Genomic DNA, 15,499 nt, shown 5'->3' with positions numbered 1-15,499 from the left:
ACCTACGCTGACGCAAGCCGCATAATCCGTGTCCAGGAACCGGGGTCAAGACCCGTCGCCGAGGGCCTTCTCGGCCGCGGCCCAGAACGCTTCGTGGACGGCCGTGAAGGTGCCCTCGGCGCGGGCCTGGTGGAGGGCCTCGGAGCGTTCCAGGGCACCCGGCTTGGTCAGCAGAGCTTCCAGGTAGTGGTCCAGTACGAAGTATTCGGCACCGCGGCCGGTCAGTCGCCGGTGGCGGGCGATCTCCCGTCGGCTGTCATAGACGGTCAGGTCGTCGCAGGTGCGCGTGACGGTGACCTTGCGGTCGATGAAGCGGACCGGGACCGAGTACCGGCACATCTTCACGGTGATCATGCCGTAGCGGTCGACGCGGGGCGTGAGTGTGATGCCGGTGGCGAACGGATCATCCGGCAGCGGCAGCAGATGGCCCACCTCGCGGGCGAAGTCCTGCGCGATGGTCTGCATCCTCGCCCCGATCCGCCGCTCGTCCTCCTTCGCCTCGAATTCGGCTAATCGGGCGTTGAGTTCGTCCAGGCTGTCCGCTTGCGGCACCGGGGTGAGGTAGTTGCGGCGGAAGTAGCCGACCTGGCCTTCGACGCCGCCCTTCTCGTGGGCGCCGCGCAGGCCCGGTTCGCAGTAGAAGGGGGTGAATCCGTAGTACTCATGGAAGTTGGTCCAGCGCGGGTTCTCCTCCCGCGAGCGGCTGCGGAAGACCACCTTCTTCACGGCCGGGGTGAGGTTGTCGTAGCGGACCTGACCGGCCGGCACTCCGCCCAGCGTGGTCAGCGCGTGGACGTGTCCTTCGAAGAACGCCTGCTGACCGCAGGAGCGCGAGATGCGGTGCACAGCCTTGCCGGAATAGGCCAGGCGGAAGGCGAACAGATAGCAGCGGGTCGCTGGCCGGCCAGGTCCACGTAGACGTCTCCGAAGTCGACCTCGGCGTCCGCACCAAGTGCGTTGTGCCGGGTCAGGAACGCCTCGACAGGTGCCCCCGCCTGGGCTGCGATCTCCTTGCGGCGGGCCGCGACGAAGTCCCGGACCGTCGGATACGGGATCGCCTCGCCGAACTCCTCCTCGATCCGCGCGACGATCCGCCGCACGGTGTGCCGCTGCTTGCGCGGAGCCTCCAGATCAGATCGCAGCCAGGCGTCGACCGTCTTCTTGTACGGCTCCATCCGAGGTGACGTCCTCACCGGCCGGCGGCGCGGGGTGGGCACCAGCGAGGAGAGCGCCTCCCGTACGAGGCGGCGGTGAACGCCGTATTTCTTCGACAGGGCGCGGATCGACAACTGCTGCTGCCAGCTGTCCCGCCGGATGCGGTCGAACAGCTCCTGGTTGGACAAAGACATCTACAGCACCGCCCCTGCCGGAGATCACGGGAACCGTCTCACCGCAAGAGCGGGAGTGGGGCCACTTCGCCCCGTCACCACCCCTCAATGCGCCTGTGCGACCCGCCGACTGGGGCCACTGGAAGCCAACATGCCTGGGCCGCTGAACAACGTCAGGGCCAGCTTCGAGCGCACGAAATCGAAGATCATGCGCGCGGCCTCCAACTCAGGGCTCCCTCGCATGTGCCGCGACGCATCGGCCAATGCAAGCACCCTCGCATCGTCCGACCTGAACGCCTCAACATCCTCCCAACGCGCGACGAGAGACGGAGCGTTGACCCACTCCTGCAGCCCTGCGTCATCGCCGTCAAGAAACCGCACGTGGAGGGAACCGGTCCTGACCTGCCCGCCTACCCGTACGATCTCGACCTGGCGGACCGGACTGCCTAACTCTTTCGGCCTTGTTCGGTAGGCCCAGTGCTCACCCATCTCCATGTGTCCATTGAGCCAGGTCTGCTGAGCCCTGCGCCCGACGAACGCGGGAACTGGCAGAGATCGCCGAACGCCCCGGGCTGCTGGGAGTCTTCAACCTCAGGCGGGTCGTTCCCGCTCCCCCCGCTTGAAGCACCCAGGAGACTCGCCCTTACCTGCGAATCTCCGTGATCACGTCGGCTGCCAGACTGCCCGATCGCCGAGGAGCCTCAGGGCACGCGGTGAAACTCGGCCCTATAGGTCTCAACCAATGCATCGATCTGATCTTCGTACGTCTCGAGGAAGGTGTCGAGCGTGTAGGCACCGTTCCAACCCGCGTCGCGGAGCTGTGACCCCTCGCAGGGAATCGGCAGAGTACGGACGACCTCGTCCTGCACAAAGTGCAGTCGAAGTTCGCGCGCCTCTGACGCAAGGAGCGGATTCCCTCCGATCTGCTCGATGAGTACGTAGCGAAGTCCGAGCAGACTCAGGAGATCAAGATCAGTGCTCCAGGTCTCATCCATGACGAGGTGAGCCTGCCAGTGCATGGCATCGCGATAGACCAGGCGCACCCGGTCGACCATGTCAGGGTAGGAAACGCCATCCCAGTAGAGGGAGCCACGGATTGCGCGGTGGTCGCCGTCCTGGGTAGCCAATGCCGTCCCAAAGGTCATCGGAACGAGTGCTGAGAGCTTGTTGGGCCACCCGTACACCAACGATCGGATCAGATCGCACGGGTTGTACACATGAAGCATGACATCGCGCTCCACGCCATCAGCCGAGATGTCGTCCAGCCACCGTCCCACGAGCCTCGCCCAATCGGGGTTCCCCGCCGTGCACGTCCTACTCTCCTCCCGGAAAGCAGGCCATCTTCCACGGTCCGTGGTTCGCGCGGATCCTGTGTAGAGGACCTGACCGATCCCTTCTTCGTCTCCGTTCAGGTCCCGGAGAAGGTCCCTCTCGTCCAGCGAGGTGCGCTTGGCAAACTCACCTGCCGTCCGATAGCCCTCGATCTCCCACCGCGGGTCCTCTGCCAGCTCCCGGAGCAAGCCCGGCCGGGCTGGGTCATGGCCCGCTGCGAAGACGTTGCTGGTGATGTAGCAAAGAGCCGCATACTCCAGGGGGTACCCCCCGGTTTCCTCGGGCGAATCCTCCTCACCGTCATCGAGCCATGCTGGCGCTCGGTCCGGATCCAGACGCCCGATCGCGAAGTACAGGCCGTACGGTGCCACCACGCTGCCCCTCTGCGAGATGCGCTGGAAGTCCGCTGCCAGAAGATCGTGGGCTCCTGCCTCTGCGGCTCTGGCCAAAACCTCGTGCCAGCCCCGCTCTCTATCTTCCGGAGAGTCGTACAAATAGATGAAGTGATGCGGGGTCACTTGTGGGGGGATCGCCGCTTCGAGGAACTCCACCCGGTCTGCACGCACTGGAGCACCGTCGTCGTCCAATGTGAGTTGGAATCCACGCAGATCGTGCGCCCAGTCACGCGCCATGTTGCTGACCGGTACGCGAAGTTCGCGCCACGTGGTGGAGACAATCATCGCGCGAATGCGGTCCTTGCGGAGCCCCAGCTCTCGCTGCAACAGCTCAGCGTACTTCGTGACCTCATGAAGGGCTCGGCCCGAGGTCGAATCGGATCGCTTCAGCTCGATCACCACCCAAGACCCGTGGCCATCTCGGGCCAAGATGTCTATCCGCCCGCGCGTTCCGTGAGCATTGGGTAGCGGGTATTCCGTGTCGATCAGACGAAGGCTCGGTTCTATGAGTGACAAGCGGTCGGCCAGCATATCGCGCAACCGAGCCTCGTACTGAACACCCATGCGTCGCACCTCTCGGGCAAGTTCGCGGCCTCAAACACTAGTTGACGGCCAATCAGGGTATGACAGTAGATGATCGCTCTGACACTCCCAGCCCTTCTCGCCTCACCCAGGCAAGTCCCGACGCCCTCACCTGCCGCGCCCACTGGGTCGCGTCGGCCCAAGCGAAGCCCCCGTGATCTGCGGGATTGGTCGAGTGGCCCGGGTGTCGCGGCTGGTCATACGGGACTGCTGCGGACCCGGCAGCGTTAGCGACACCTTGAGCGACTCTGTCGGGGATCTTGCGCGCGCGGCTCATTTGCCTTGCCGCCACCAGCATTCCCAGGTCAGGCCGCGGGCATCGAGGTACTGCTGGAGGGTCGTGGGGCGCCGGGGGCGGTGGGGGTGGCGAGTTGTGCGTGAGGCGAGGCGTTCGATGTTGATGGCGATGCCGGTCAGGACGTGCTGCACGTGTGTCTTGCGGTGGCCGTGGTAGCGGCTGCGGCGGGCCCGGTGTCCGTTGATGAACTCGCAGATGGTGCCTTCGACTCCGGACCGGGTGGCGTAGAGCCGTCTCCATTGCGAGTCTTGCTGGTTCGCGCGGTTCTGGGCCTGGAGTTCATGAAGGTGCTGTGGGAGGAAGTTCACGGTGCGGGCGGCAGTGCCGCGGGCGCAGGCGGGCCGGTCGGGGCACGGGTTGCACTGATACGGGCGAAACCGGGCCACGGTGTAGGGGGCCATGGCCGGTGGCTCGAGCCAGATGTGGCTGGTCTCGCCATTGGGGCAGGTGACCTGGCGCTGGTCGAAGTCGATGGTGAAGTCGTCCCGGGTAAAGCCGGTCTGTTCCTTGCTCTGCCATGCACCGCTGGCCTTGACCGGGCCGACGAGTTCGACCTGGTGGTCGCGGAGGGAGCGGTGCAGCAGCGAGACCGAGAGGTAGCCGCCGTCGAGAAGGTGTTGCCGGGGCAGCAGCCCGCGGTCACGGAGCCGGATGTGGATGCCGGGGAGGGCCTCGGTGTCCCGGGTCGGCCCGGTGGTGGCGATGTCCGTGATCAGGTTGGCCTGAGGGCCGGTCTCGCATGTCTCGGTGACATGGACCAGATAGCCGCTCCAGCGGGTATTGCCGCGGATGGCCCGGCGGGCTTCGCGGTCGTAGGGCGAGACGATCCGCACGGCTCCTTTGGGCTGTCCGTCCTTCTCGGCACGAGGACGTAACCCGCCACGGGCGTCGAGGAGGAAGTTCTGCACGACGATCTGTCGCAACGCTTCCGCGCGAGGCCCACGCCGGTGGTGCGGAAGGCGCTCGAGGAGCCGGCGGGCGTCCGCTCCCGCCTGCTTGAGCCGGGTGACAGGGTGACTCGGCTGACTGGGGAGTCGGACTGGACGCCCGTAGCGGGTGGCCCACTCGGCATCCACCAGGCCGTCGAGGATGTCCGGTGACCGCTGGGCGGCTTCTTCCAAGGCCGCGCGCACCGCTTCGAGTACCAGCTCCAGGCGGGTGAGGTCCCGTGCGGCGGCCAGAACTTGGGTGGAGTCGGTGCGCTGCCTCCCGCGTTCGGCGACCATGCCGGCTTCCCGCATCCGTGTCAGCGACAGGGAGAGCAGCTGGTCCGCGCGGTCGTCCTCGCACAGGCGATCACGGAAGTCCGTCAGTACGCTGTGGTGGAATCCCGGGTCGTCCAGCTCTAGGGCGAGTGCGTACTTGAAGTCGATGCGGCACCGCACGGCCTCGGCCGTCTGCCGGTCGGAGAGATTGAGCAGAAACTGCAGGACACAGACCGTGGCCAGCTGGGCCGGTGAGAGTCCGGGGCGGCCATCGCGCGGGTACCAGGAAGCGAAGTCCCTGTCGTCCCAGAGACCATCGAGGTGATCACGTACCCACATCGCCGCGGTGCCGCTGGGGTTACTGGCTCGCGCCATCTGGGCTGTGAGTTCGGGAACCACCGCACCGGACCGGGGACGAACGGACACTGATCACCTCAGGGGGACGGAACTATGCAGGACCGTCCGAAGTGTTCCAAGCGCCAACAGCCCTCGTCCCGAGAACTCCAAGATCCCCGACAGAGTCGCTCCTTGTCATTCCACTGCTCGAACTGGTTCGCCTCCGCGAGCACGTCGAACGCGTCGCGACCACCGTCGCGCGAGCGCTTCGTCTGACGGGGTCCCCGGCTCCCTGACTGGCTCGGCCCCCACAGTGGACAGGGGACAGGAGCAGGGCGGTCTCAGTTCTGGTCTCATTCGCCCCCGTCCGGGCCTGTCCGGGCGAGTCCACCCCGAACGCTCCACCGCAGGTCAGGACGCCCACGACCCCCACCGGACACCCGTACCAACATTTGGAAAGCGTGTTGGGGGCAACCCCTCACGAGTTCGAATCTCGTATCCTCCGCCATTGCCTTCACCGGGCAATACGTCGAAGGGCTCCACCGTTCTCGGTGGAGCCCTTCGGCGTTCCCCTCTCGTCAGCCGGCGGTCCGGGCGTCCGCTGCCGCCGTGGTGGGTTCTCGCGGTGCCGGTGGCAGGCCGCGGAGTCGGCTCACCGGCGACAGCACGAGCAGGACGAGCACCGCGGCGGAGCCGATCGCCGCCACGGTCAACGCGTCCCGGGCGCCGATCCGGCCGGAGAGCAGGCCCGCGAACAGGCCGCCGAGCGCGCCGCCCCCGAACAGCAGGGTGCGGAAGACCGCCGTCATCCGGCCCATCATCGACTGCGGGGTGCTGGCCTGGCGCAGGCTGACGATGACGACGCCGGCGACGCCGAGTCCGAGGTAGCTGGTGAAGAAGGAGAGGACGAACATCGCCACCATCACCGGCCGTGGGCCGGTGGCCAGGACGATCAGCGCCGGACCGGTGAGGAGCGCGGCCTGCGCGACGAGGTAGACGAGGCCGAGCCGGAAGCGCCGGATGACCCTGCGGGAGATCGCCGCGCCGATCAGACCGCCCACCGAGGCGGTGGCGAAGATGCCGCCGAGGGTCGTGGAGTCCAGGTGCAGGTCGCGGGTTCCGTACAGCAGGAACATCGTCCACACGCTGATCATGGAGAAGTTGCAGCAGAACCCGATGACGGCCAGTGACCGCAGGACCGGGTTCCTCAGCACCCAGCGCAGACCGTCCCGCAGCTCCGTCGGCAGGTGCCGTCGCGTGGCCGGGGGCCGGGGTCTGGGTTCGGGCGTGCGGATGAGCAGGAGTGAGACGAGGGACACCAGGTAGGAGAAGGCGTCGACGATCAGCGCCACGGGCGCGGTGAGGGCGCCGACCAGTACGCCCGCGAGACCCGGGCCCGCCACGTCGGCCGCCGAGGAGCTCATGCCGAGCTTGGCGGCGGCCTCCGGGTAGTGCTTGGGGTCGCGCACGAGTGTGGGCACGTACGACATCCAGCTCACGTCGAACAGCACGGACGCGACGCCGACGGCGCAGGCGATCGCCAGCAGCGACACCATGCTGAGCGCGTCCGTCCAGTACAGGACGGGGACGAGGGCGAGCAGGATCATCCGGACGAGGTTGGCGCCGAGCATGATCCGCTGCCGTCGGACCCGGTCCACCCAGACCCCGAAGACGAGGGCGAGCCCGAGGTACGGGACGAGTTGCAGGAACCGCAGGACGCCGACCAGTTCGTCGGTGGCGTCGAAGGCGAGGATGGCGGTCAGCGGGAGGGCGAGGTTCGTGACCTGGGTGCCCAGGAGCGAGAGGGTCTCGCCGAGCCAGAACTTGAGGAAGTCCCCGTTGCGCCAGAGGCTCGCCGCGGGAGGCTCCTCGGTGCGTGTCCGCGTGGCGGTCATCGCCGTCCCCGGCCGGCGAGGTCCGCGACCGCGTCCGCGACGTGGTCCACCTCCTCCTCGGTGTTGTAGTAGTGCGGCGACAGGCGCAGGCACCAGTCGACATCCTTGTCCGTGAAGTCGAACTGTGCGAACTCACGGAAGCTGAGGGCCGAGTTGATGCCGCGCGCGTCCATGGCCGCCTTGAACGGCTGCGGCCGCCAGCCCGCCACGTCGAAGGTGACGAGAGCGGCGAGACGCGGTCCGCGGTCGAGCACGCGCACCCCCGGGACCGGGGCGAGCCGGTCGCGCAGCCGGTCCGCGAGCGCCGGGGTGCGCCGCTCGATGGCCTCGACGCCGACCTCTCGGGCGTACCGCGTCGCGGCGGCGCTGCCGAGCACCGTGGCGTACGGGAACTCCCACTCCTCGAACCGCGTGGCCGTCCCGAGGGGCTCGTAGCGGTCCGGCTCGGTCCATCGGGCGCCGCGCATGTCGATGAACAGCGGTTCGTAGCCCGCGTGCAGGACGCGGTCGGACACGTACAGGAACCCGGATCCGCGCGGGCCGCGGAGGAACTTGCGGCAGGTGGCGGTGAGGAGGTCGCAGCCGATCTCGTCGACGTCGATGACGAACTGGCCCACCGACTGGCAGGCGTCGACCAGGTAGAGCAGGTCCATTTCCCGGCAGTGGCGGCCGATTTCGGCGACGGGCGAGACCAGGCCCGAGTTCGTGGGGACGTGGGTGGCGGACACCAGCCGGGGGCGGTGGGCCCGCATCAGGGCGGCCATCGCCTCCACGTCGACCCCGCCCTCCGGGGTGTTGGGCGCGTGGACGACGCGTATGCCGAACCGCTTGCGCAGGGAGAGGAAGGCGATCTGGTTGGAGACGAAGTCGTCGCGGGTGGTGAGGATGACGTCGTCGGTCTGGAACGGGATCGAGGACAGGGCGTTGGCGTAGGCGTGGGTGGCGCTGCCCGCGAAGGCGATGTTGTCGGGTGTGGTGTTGATGAGTGCGGCGATCTCCGTGTAGAAGGCCCGCACTTCGGCGGCCCGGGCGGCCGCGGCCTCGTAACCGCCCATCCGGGCTTCGAGGTTCAGATGGCCGATCATCGCGTTCGCCACGGGGGCCGCCAGGAGTCCGCAGCCCGCGTTGTTGAAGTGGATCACCTGGCCGCAGCCCGGGGTGTCAGCCCGCAGGGCGGCGATGTCGAGCTGAAGTGCTTCCCGAGCAGAACCGGAAGCGCTACTGTTGTCTACCATGAACAACGGTAGCACTTCTGCCGAACTGGCGGACAGCCTCCGCACACTGGTGTCCCGGCTGTCTCCCGGCGATCGGCTGCCGAGCAGCCGGGAGCTGGTCAAGGAGTACCGGGTGGGGCCGGCGACGGTGGCCCGGGCCATCGCCGCGCTGGCCGCCGAGGGTGTGGTGGTGACCCGCCCGGGCAGCGGGACGTTCGCGGCGCAGCGCGACCGCGCCCGAGACGCGGTCGACGGCGGCGCGTCGGATACCGACTGGCAGACGGTCGCGCTCACCGACCGCGCCGTCGACACCCAGCTGATCGTCGACCCGCTCGGTCCGCCACCGGCCGGGACGATCACGATGGACGGCGGTTACGTGCACCGCTCGCTTCAGCCGACCCGGGCACTGAGCGCGGCGCTCGCGCGGGCGGCACGCCGTCCGGACGCCTGGGACCGCGCCCCCGCCGATGGCCTGGCGGCGCTGCGGGCCGTCTTCGCCAGGGTCGCCGGGGGAAGCGTGGCGCCGGAGGACGTGCTCGTCACCGCGGGCGGGCAGAGCGCGCTGTCGATCGCCTTCCGGGCCATCGCGGGGGCCGGCAGCCCGGTCCTGGTCGAGTCCCCGACCTACCCCCGGGCCCTGGCCGCGGCCCGCGCGGCGGGGCTACGGCCCGTCCCCGTACCCCTGGACGCCGACGGCCTGCGGCCGGAGCTGCTGGCCGACGCGTTCGCGATGACCGGCGCGCGGCTGCTGTACTGCCAGCCGACGTTCCAGAACCCCACCGGCACCGTGCTGTCGTCCGAGCGGCGCCGCCAGGTGCTCGACGTGGCCCGCGCCTCGGGCGCGTTCGTGATCGAGGACGACTTCGCGCGGCACCTCGGGCACGGCGGTACCGTGCCGCAGCCACTGGTCGCCGACGATCGCGACGGCACCGTCGTCCACGTCACCTCCCTGACCAAACCGGCCGCGCCGAGCCTGCGGATCGGGGCGCTCGTGGCCCGCGGACCGGTCATGGAGCGGATGCGTGCGGTGCGCCTCGTCGACGACTTCTTCATCACCCGCCCGCTCCAGGAAGCCGCGCTCGAGGTGCTCAGCTCCCCGTCCTGGGACCGGCACGTGCGCTCGCTCGGCACGGCGCTGAGGGAGCGGTGCGCCGTGCTGGCCGCCGCCGTCACGCGGGAGCTCCCGGGCGCGACGCTGACCGGGATTCCCACGGGCGGGCTGCACCTGTGGGTCCGGCTGCCGCCGGGCGTGGACGACGCCGTCCTCGCCGGCGCCGCCCGCCAACGCGGCGTGGCCGTGAGCGCGGGGAGCCGCTACTTCGCCACCGAGCCGCCGGCGGCTCACCTGCGCATCGGGTTCGCCGCGACCGCCGACCACGCGGAGCTGGCCGAGGGCGCTCACCGGCTGGGCGCCACGCTCGCCGACCTCGCCCCGGCCGACGGGTGAGGCAGGCGTACGGGCCGCGACCCGGGCGCCGTCACGATCCCGCCGCACGCGCGCAGGTCACGGCGCTGGCGGGGCGTCCACTCACCGGGCCGCAGCCGGGGCCGGCCCCGTGGCGGCGGCTCACCGGGACGGGCGCGCCCGGCAGGTCGTCCGGGGCGCGCCACGTCCGGCACCGTCCCGCACAGGCTGTGGATATCCCGTCGCGCCCGGCCGACGGGCCTGTGCCCCGGGGGATGGCGGCCGGGTCGCCGTCGTGCGGGTGGTGGCGCAGGATGAAAGTGCGGCACACCGGCACGCCCAGCGGGAGGCGAGATGGACACCGTGCAGATGGCATACGACTTTCCCCTGCTCAGCGCGCTGCTGACGACGGCCTGGATCTTCCTCTGGGTCATCTGGGTGATGCTGTTGTTCTGGGTGATCGCCGACGTCATCCGCGATCACGATCTGAGCGGCGGCGCCAAGGCCGGCTGGCTGCTCCTCGTGCTCGTGCTGCCGTTCCTCGGCGTCTTCGTGTACCTGGTGAGCCGCGGGAAGGGCATGGCGCATCGCGAGGCCGCGCGGCAGCGGAGCGCCCAGGCGGACGTCGAGGCGTACATCCGCGAGACCGCCGGGGGCGGTGGCCCGAGCCGGGCGGACGAGCTGGCCAAGCTCTCGGACCTCCGGACGCGGGGCGAGATCACCGACGACGAGTTCCGGCGGGCGAAGGAGAAGATCCTCGGCTGACGTCGGTACCGCACGAGTAATGGAGAAGGGGTTGCCATGGCCGGGCCCAGTGGACAGCAGCCACGCACGCCGCTCCGTTCGCGTCCGGCGGTCCGTCGGCTGATCGGTTTCGCCGTGATCACCGCGATCGCCCTGGTCTTCATCTTCGAGAACACGACGAGCGTGGAGATCCGGCTGCTGATCCCCGAGGTGACCATGCCGCTGTGGGGCGCCCTGCTGATCGCCTGGGCGCTCGGCATCCTCGGCGGCATGTTCATGCTGCGGTACCGACGCCGCCGCTGATCGCGTCAGCCGTGTAGCGCGTCAGCCGTGCAGCGCGTCGAGGAGCATCGGCAGGGAGGCGCGCAGCTCGCGGGCCCAGTAGGGCGGGTCGTGGGTGCCGGCGTAGAAGTGGGTCGTGAGCCGGGCTCCGGAGGCACGGAGCAGCAGGGCGAGCGCCTCGTTCTCCTCCCGCATGATGGCCTCGGTCGGGGAGAGGACGTCGTCGGGGAAGGGGTTGTCGGGGTCCTCCAGCCCGGGGATGTGGTCGTCGGGCTCGGTGTCGGGCGGGTCGAGCGGCCCGAGGCGGCCGTCGCCGCAGGACAGGTACACGGGGACGCCGGCGAGCCGGTGTGTGAGGCAGGCGGGGTCGTGTGCGGCCCAGATGTGGCGCTGCCGGTCGGGGTGGCCCCACAGGGCGAGCCAGTCCATGCCGAGGTAGGTCATCCCGGCCCGGACGGCGTGCGGGTGGCGGAGCGGGTGGACGAAGCCGCTGTAGCTGGCCGCGGCGCGGAAGAGGCCGGGGTGGCGGGCGGTGTAGGAGAGGGCTCCGAAGCCGCCCTGGGACTCGCCGGCCGCAGCCCGCCGGGGCCCGGCGCCGTAGTCCCGCTCCATGAGCGGGATCAGCTCGCTCAGGTGGAAGGACTCCACGCGCGGCGGTCCGCCCGCGCCGTGGTTCCACCAGTCGGTGCAGAAGCCGTACAGGGGCATCATCGGCATGACGACGAGGGTGTCGCGGAGGGAGGCGAGGTCCTGGATGCGGTGGTGGTCGGTCCAGGAGAGGTGGTCACCGTCACCCCCGGGCAGGAGGTAGAGCGTGGGCCAGCACCGGCTGCGGGCGGGCCGGGGGTGCCAGCCGCGGGGGGTGAGCAGCCGGACGGCGGCGTGCTCGCCGAGGGCTGGTGAGGCGAGGGTCAGGTCGGTGATGCGCTCGGTGACGCGGGTCTCCCGCACGACGCGAGGCGGAGCCGCGGGCGGCGGCGCACCGGTCGGGGCCCCGTCGGCGGTACGGGCGGGGGCCGCGTGGGCGGGGGCGGCGGCGAGGACCGCCGGGGTGGCGAGCCCCCAGGCGGCGGAGGCGAGCAGGAAGCGGCGCCGGGACGCGCCGGGCGTGGTCGGTGTCATGGGATCAGTGTTGACACCGGGACGTTCCGGCACATCAGGGATGTCCAGGAATCTCACCCGGCCGGGTCAGCGCCGGTTGCCCGGGGCCGCCGGAGCCGACACCGGCTGCGTCCCCCTCTGACCGCGACGGGGCCGTCGCGCTCAGAGGGAGGCACAGCCCGGGCACAGGCCGCGGTAGGTGACCTCGACGTCGGAGACGGTGAAGCCGAAGCGTTCCGTGGCGGGCAGGTCGGCGAGCGGGTCCCCGGCGGGGTGGACGTCGCGGATGGCGCCGCAGGACGAGCAGACCAGGTGGTGGTGGCGGAGGGCGTTGGGGTCGTAGCGCTTGGCACGGCCGTCGGTCGACACCTCGAACACCTCGCCGAGCGCGACGAGTTCACCGAGGGTGTTGTACACCGTCGCCCGGGAGATCTCCGGGAGCCGGGCCGCGGCCCGGGCCAGCACCTCGTCCGCGGTGAGGTGGACGTGCTCGCCGTCGAGAACCTCGGCGACGACCCGGCGCTGCGCCGTCATGCGCCAGCCGCGTCCGCGAAGTCTTCCCAGCAGGTCACTCATAGTCACCAGCCTATAGGGGCGTCGTTGGACTGATGTATTGACTTGGATTTTGTCCATCGTAGGATCGGTTCCGGCGACGGCCAAGGGACGGGACAACAGCGGAGACGAGCACATGACGGTTCAGCGGACGGATGCGCCGCCCGGCGCCGGAGCCGGCCACCGCGGTCGCACCCGGCGCGGCGGCCGGGCGCGTGCCCGCCTGCGAGCCGGTGCCGGTACCGGAGAGGCGCAGGTCAGGGCCAAGGCCCGGTCGTGCGTCGTCCCCCCGCGACGCCGCAGCCCGGGCGGTGATCATCTCGACGTCGAGGCGACCCCCACCACGTCGTGTGACGGTCGCGCGGTGTTTCCACCGTCATCCACCGCGCGGTCGGCCCCGGCACCCTGCTTGACCACGGTCGGCCACCGGAGCCCCGCGCCCCGGTCGGCGGCCGCCCGCATTTGCCTGAGCACCGTGATCCGCTAAGTCCGGAAGGATTTCCCATGGCTGAGAATCCCGACGCAATCGTCACCGACGCGAAGACCGAGGGCGGGGGTGGCTGCCCGGTCGCGCACGGGCGGGCGCCGCACCCGACGCAGGGCGGCGGCAACCGCCAGTGGTGGCCGGAGCAGCTGAACCTGAAGATCCTCGCCAAGAACCCCGCCGTGGCGAACCCGCTCGGCGAGGACTTCGACTACGCCGAGGCCTTCACGTCGCTCGACCTCCCGGCCGTGAAGCGGGACATCGCCGAGGTCCTGACGACCTCGCAGGACTGGTGGCCCGCCGACTTCGGCCACTACGGCCCCTTCATCATCCGGATGGCCTGGCACAGCGCGGGCACGTACCGCATCAGCGACGGCCGCGGCGGCGCCGGGGCCGGCCAGCAGCGCTTCGCCCCGCTCAACAGCTGGCCGGACAACGGCAACCTCGACAAGGCCCGCCGTCTGCTGTGGCCGGTGAAGAAGAAGTACGGCCAGTCCCTGTCCTGGGCCGACCTGATGATCCTGGCCGGCAACGTGGCGCTGGAGTCGATGGGCTTCGAGACCTTCGGCTTCGCCGGCGGCCGCGAGGACGTCTGGGAGCCCGAGGAGGACGTGTACTGGGGCCCGGAGTCGACCTGGCTCGGTGACGAGCGCTACACCGGCGACCGCGAGCTGGAGAACCCGCTCGGCGCCGTCCAGATGGGCCTGATCTACGTCAACCCGGAGGGCCCGAACGGCAACCCGGACCCGATCGCCGCCGCGCGCGACATCCGGGAGACCTTCCGCCGGATGGCGATGAACGACGAGGAGACGGTCGCCCTCATCGCGGGCGGCCACACCTTCGGCAAGACGCACGGCGCGGGCCCGGCCGAGGCCGTCGGCCCGGACCCGGAGGCCGCCCCGATCGAGCAGCAGGGCTTCGGCTGGAAGAACAGCCACGGCACCGGCAAGGGCGGGGACACGATCACCAGCGGGCTGGAGGGCGTCTGGACGCCCACTCCGGTCCAGTGGGACAACACCTTCTTCGACGTCCTCTTCGGCTACGAATGGGAGCTGTTCCAGAGCCCCGCCGGGGCAAACCAGTGGCGGCCGAAGGAGGGCGCCGGCGCGGGCACCGTGCCCGACGCCCACGACGCGTCCAAGAGCCACGCCCCGACGATGCTCACGACCGACCTCTCGCTGCGGTTCGACCCGGCCTACGAGCAGATCTCACGGCGTTTCCACGAGAACCCGCAGGAGTTCGCGGACGCCTTCGCCCGAGCCTGGTACAAGCTGACGCACCGCGACATGGGCCCGATCGTGCGCTACCTCGGTCCGGAGGTCCCGGACGAGACGCTGCTGTGGCAGGACCCGCTGCCGGAGCGCGAGGGCGAGCTCGTCGAGGCCGCCGACATCGCCGACCTCAAGGGCCGCGTCCTCGCCTCGGACCTGACCGTGTCCCAGCTCGTGTCCGCCGCCTGGGCCTCCGCCTCGTCCTTCCGCGGCAGCGACAAGCGCGGCGGCGCCAACGGTGCGCGCATCCGCCTGGAGCCGCAGCGCGGCTGGGAGGTCAACGACCCGGACCAGCTCGCGACGGTGCTGCGCGTCCTGGAGGGCATCCAGGAGTCCTTCAACGCCGAGCAGAGCGGCGGCAAGCGGATCTCGCTGGCCGACCTGATCGTCCTCGCGGGCTGCGCGGCCGTGGAGAAGGCCGCCAAGGACGCCGGGTACGACGTCGAGGTGCCCTTCACCCCGGGCCGGGTGGACGCCACGCAGGACCAGACCGACGTGGAGTCCTTCGCCGCGCTGGAGCCGGTCGCCGACGGGTTCCGCAACTACCTCGGCAAGGGCAACCGCCTGCCGGCCGAGTACCTGCTCATCGACCGGGCGAACCTGCTCACCCTGAGCGCCCCCGAGATGACGACCCTGGTCGGCGGCCTGCGCGTCCTGGGCGCCAACCACCAGCAGTCCTCGCACGGTGTCCTCACGGACAAGCCGGGCGTGCTGACCAACGACTTCTTCGTCAACCTGCTCGACCTGGGCACGACGTGGAAGGCGACGTCCGAGGACGCCAACACCTTCGAGGGCACGGACGACGCCACCGGCGAGGTCAAGTGGACCGGCACCCGCGCCGACCTCGTCTTCGGCTCCAACTCCGAGCTGCGGGCCCTCGCCGAGGTGTACGCGAGCGACGACGCGAAGGAGAAGTTCGTCAAGGACTTCGTCGCGGCCTGGGACAAGGTCATGAACCTCGACCGGTTCGACCTGGCCTGATCCCGCCCCGTCCCGTCCCGGTCGCCATGGGCCGGGGCGGGACGGCACCCTCCGTGGCTCCCGGGTCCGTACGGGCCCGGGAGCCACGGGGCGT

The 15,499-nt window shown here is 70.1% G+C and carries 12 protein-coding genes; 4 read left to right on the top strand and 8 right to left on the bottom strand.

The window, feature by feature from the left end; all coding sequences use genetic code 11:
- Nucleotides 1-45 precede the first annotated feature (45 nt).
- The 6 genes from HPT28_RS24400 to HPT28_RS24375 form a co-directional block, all read right to left on the bottom strand.
- On the bottom strand, nucleotides 46-846 hold the full coding sequence (locus HPT28_RS24400; protein WP_219093769.1) for a hypothetical protein: 801 nt from the start codon (nucleotides 844-846) through the stop codon (nucleotides 46-48).
- Nucleotides 783-1,349, bottom strand: a complete 567-nt coding sequence (locus tag HPT28_RS24395; RefSeq protein ID WP_219093767.1) for a hypothetical protein — start codon at nucleotides 1,347-1,349, stop codon at nucleotides 783-785. The genes HPT28_RS24400 and HPT28_RS24395 overlap by 64 nt, the downstream gene beginning before the upstream one ends.
- A 680-nt stretch (nucleotides 1,350-2,029) precedes the next feature.
- Nucleotides 2,030-3,619 (bottom strand): endonuclease NucS domain-containing protein, encoded by a 1,590-nt coding sequence (locus tag HPT28_RS24390; RefSeq protein ID WP_219093765.1) that lies wholly within the window; start codon nucleotides 3,617-3,619, stop codon nucleotides 2,030-2,032.
- Between the two features lie 291 nt (nucleotides 3,620-3,910).
- Nucleotides 3,911-5,515 carry an IS1182 family transposase gene (locus HPT28_RS24385; RefSeq protein WP_257579361.1) on the bottom strand — a complete coding sequence of 535 codons (1,605 nt, stop codon included), beginning with the start codon at nucleotides 5,513-5,515 and terminating at the stop codon, nucleotides 3,911-3,913.
- A gap of 539 nt (nucleotides 5,516-6,054) precedes the next feature.
- Complete coding sequence (locus HPT28_RS24380) at nucleotides 6,055-7,371, bottom strand: MFS transporter (RefSeq protein ID WP_219093762.1); 1,317 nt, start codon at nucleotides 7,369-7,371, stop codon at nucleotides 6,055-6,057.
- Nucleotides 7,368-8,606, bottom strand: coding sequence for an aminotransferase class V-fold PLP-dependent enzyme (locus HPT28_RS24375; RefSeq protein WP_219093760.1), 1,239 nt, complete (start codon nucleotides 8,604-8,606; stop codon nucleotides 7,368-7,370). Before HPT28_RS24375 ends, HPT28_RS24380 begins: the two co-directional genes overlap by 4 nt.
- Here HPT28_RS24375 and HPT28_RS24370 point away from each other — a divergent pair.
- The 3 genes from HPT28_RS24370 to HPT28_RS24360 all read left to right on the top strand — a co-directional run bounded on the left by HPT28_RS24370 (nucleotide 8,605) and on the right by HPT28_RS24360 (nucleotide 11,037).
- A complete protein-coding gene (locus HPT28_RS24370) occupies nucleotides 8,605-10,032 on the top strand; it encodes a PLP-dependent aminotransferase family protein (protein ID WP_219093758.1) in 1,428 nt (475 codons plus the stop codon). The two genes, HPT28_RS24375 and HPT28_RS24370, sit on opposite strands and share 2 nt — an antisense overlap.
- A gap of 312 nt (nucleotides 10,033-10,344) precedes the next feature.
- Nucleotides 10,345-10,755 carry an SHOCT domain-containing protein gene (locus tag HPT28_RS24365; protein WP_219093756.1) on the top strand — a complete coding sequence of 137 codons (411 nt, stop codon included), beginning with the start codon at nucleotides 10,345-10,347 and terminating at the stop codon, nucleotides 10,753-10,755.
- A 36-nt stretch (nucleotides 10,756-10,791) separates the two neighbouring features.
- Entirely contained in the window at nucleotides 10,792-11,037 is a 246-nt protein-coding gene (locus HPT28_RS24360; protein WP_219093754.1) for a LapA family protein, read from the top strand.
- Between the two features lie 21 nt (nucleotides 11,038-11,058).
- Here the strand turns inward: HPT28_RS24360 and HPT28_RS24355 are convergent, their stop codons facing one another.
- Entirely contained in the window at nucleotides 11,059-12,138 is a 1,080-nt protein-coding gene (locus HPT28_RS24355; protein ID WP_219093751.1) for an alpha/beta hydrolase family protein, read from the bottom strand.
- Between the two features lie 141 nt (nucleotides 12,139-12,279).
- The gene (locus HPT28_RS24350) at nucleotides 12,280-12,693 is read right to left on the bottom strand and encodes a Fur family transcriptional regulator (RefSeq protein WP_219093749.1); all 414 of its coding nucleotides are present in this window, start codon (nucleotides 12,691-12,693) and stop codon (nucleotides 12,280-12,282) included.
- Nucleotides 12,694-13,173: 480 nt separating this feature from the next.
- Here HPT28_RS24350 and katG point away from each other — a divergent pair, with 480 nt between their 5' ends.
- Nucleotides 13,174-15,405, top strand: coding sequence for a catalase/peroxidase HPI (gene katG, locus HPT28_RS24345; protein ID WP_219093746.1), 2,232 nt, complete (start codon nucleotides 13,174-13,176; stop codon nucleotides 15,403-15,405).
- Nucleotides 15,406-15,499 lie beyond the last annotated feature (94 nt).

This window comes from Streptomyces sp. JJ38, assembly GCF_019303475.1.
GTDB lineage: Bacteria > Actinomycetota > Actinomycetes > Streptomycetales > Streptomycetaceae > Streptomyces.
The sequence above is the reverse complement of the archived record's forward strand: the minus strand, read 5'-3'. Positions and strand labels throughout refer to the sequence as shown.

Coding starts and splice junctions, on each gene's coding strand:
- HPT28_RS24395 (WP_219093767.1), bottom strand. CDS start 1,349: ATGTCTTTGTCCAACCAGGAGCTGTTCGACCGCATCCGGCGGGACAGC.
- katG (WP_219093746.1), top strand. CDS start 13,174: ATGGCTGAGAATCCCGACGCAATCGTCACCGACGCGAAGACCGAGGGC.
- HPT28_RS24385 (WP_257579361.1), bottom strand. CDS start 5,515: ATGGCGCGAGCCAGTAACCCCAGCGGCACCGCGGCGATGTGGGTACGT.
- HPT28_RS24370 (WP_219093758.1), top strand. CDS start 8,605: ATGAACAACGGTAGCACTTCTGCCGAACTGGCGGACAGCCTCCGCACA.
- HPT28_RS24365 (WP_219093756.1), top strand. CDS start 10,345: ATGGACACCGTGCAGATGGCATACGACTTTCCCCTGCTCAGCGCGCTG.
- HPT28_RS24360 (WP_219093754.1), top strand. CDS start 10,792: ATGGCCGGGCCCAGTGGACAGCAGCCACGCACGCCGCTCCGTTCGCGT.
- HPT28_RS24380 (WP_219093762.1), bottom strand. CDS start 7,371: ATGACCGCCACGCGGACACGCACCGAGGAGCCTCCCGCGGCGAGCCTC.
- HPT28_RS24350 (WP_219093749.1), bottom strand. CDS start 12,693: ATGAGTGACCTGCTGGGAAGACTTCGCGGACGCGGCTGGCGCATGACG.
- HPT28_RS24390 (WP_219093765.1), bottom strand. CDS start 3,619: ATGGGTGTTCAGTACGAGGCTCGGTTGCGCGATATGCTGGCCGACCGC.
- HPT28_RS24375 (WP_219093760.1), bottom strand. CDS start 8,606: ATGGTAGACAACAGTAGCGCTTCCGGTTCTGCTCGGGAAGCACTTCAG.
- HPT28_RS24355 (WP_219093751.1), bottom strand. CDS start 12,138: ATGACACCGACCACGCCCGGCGCGTCCCGGCGCCGCTTCCTGCTCGCC.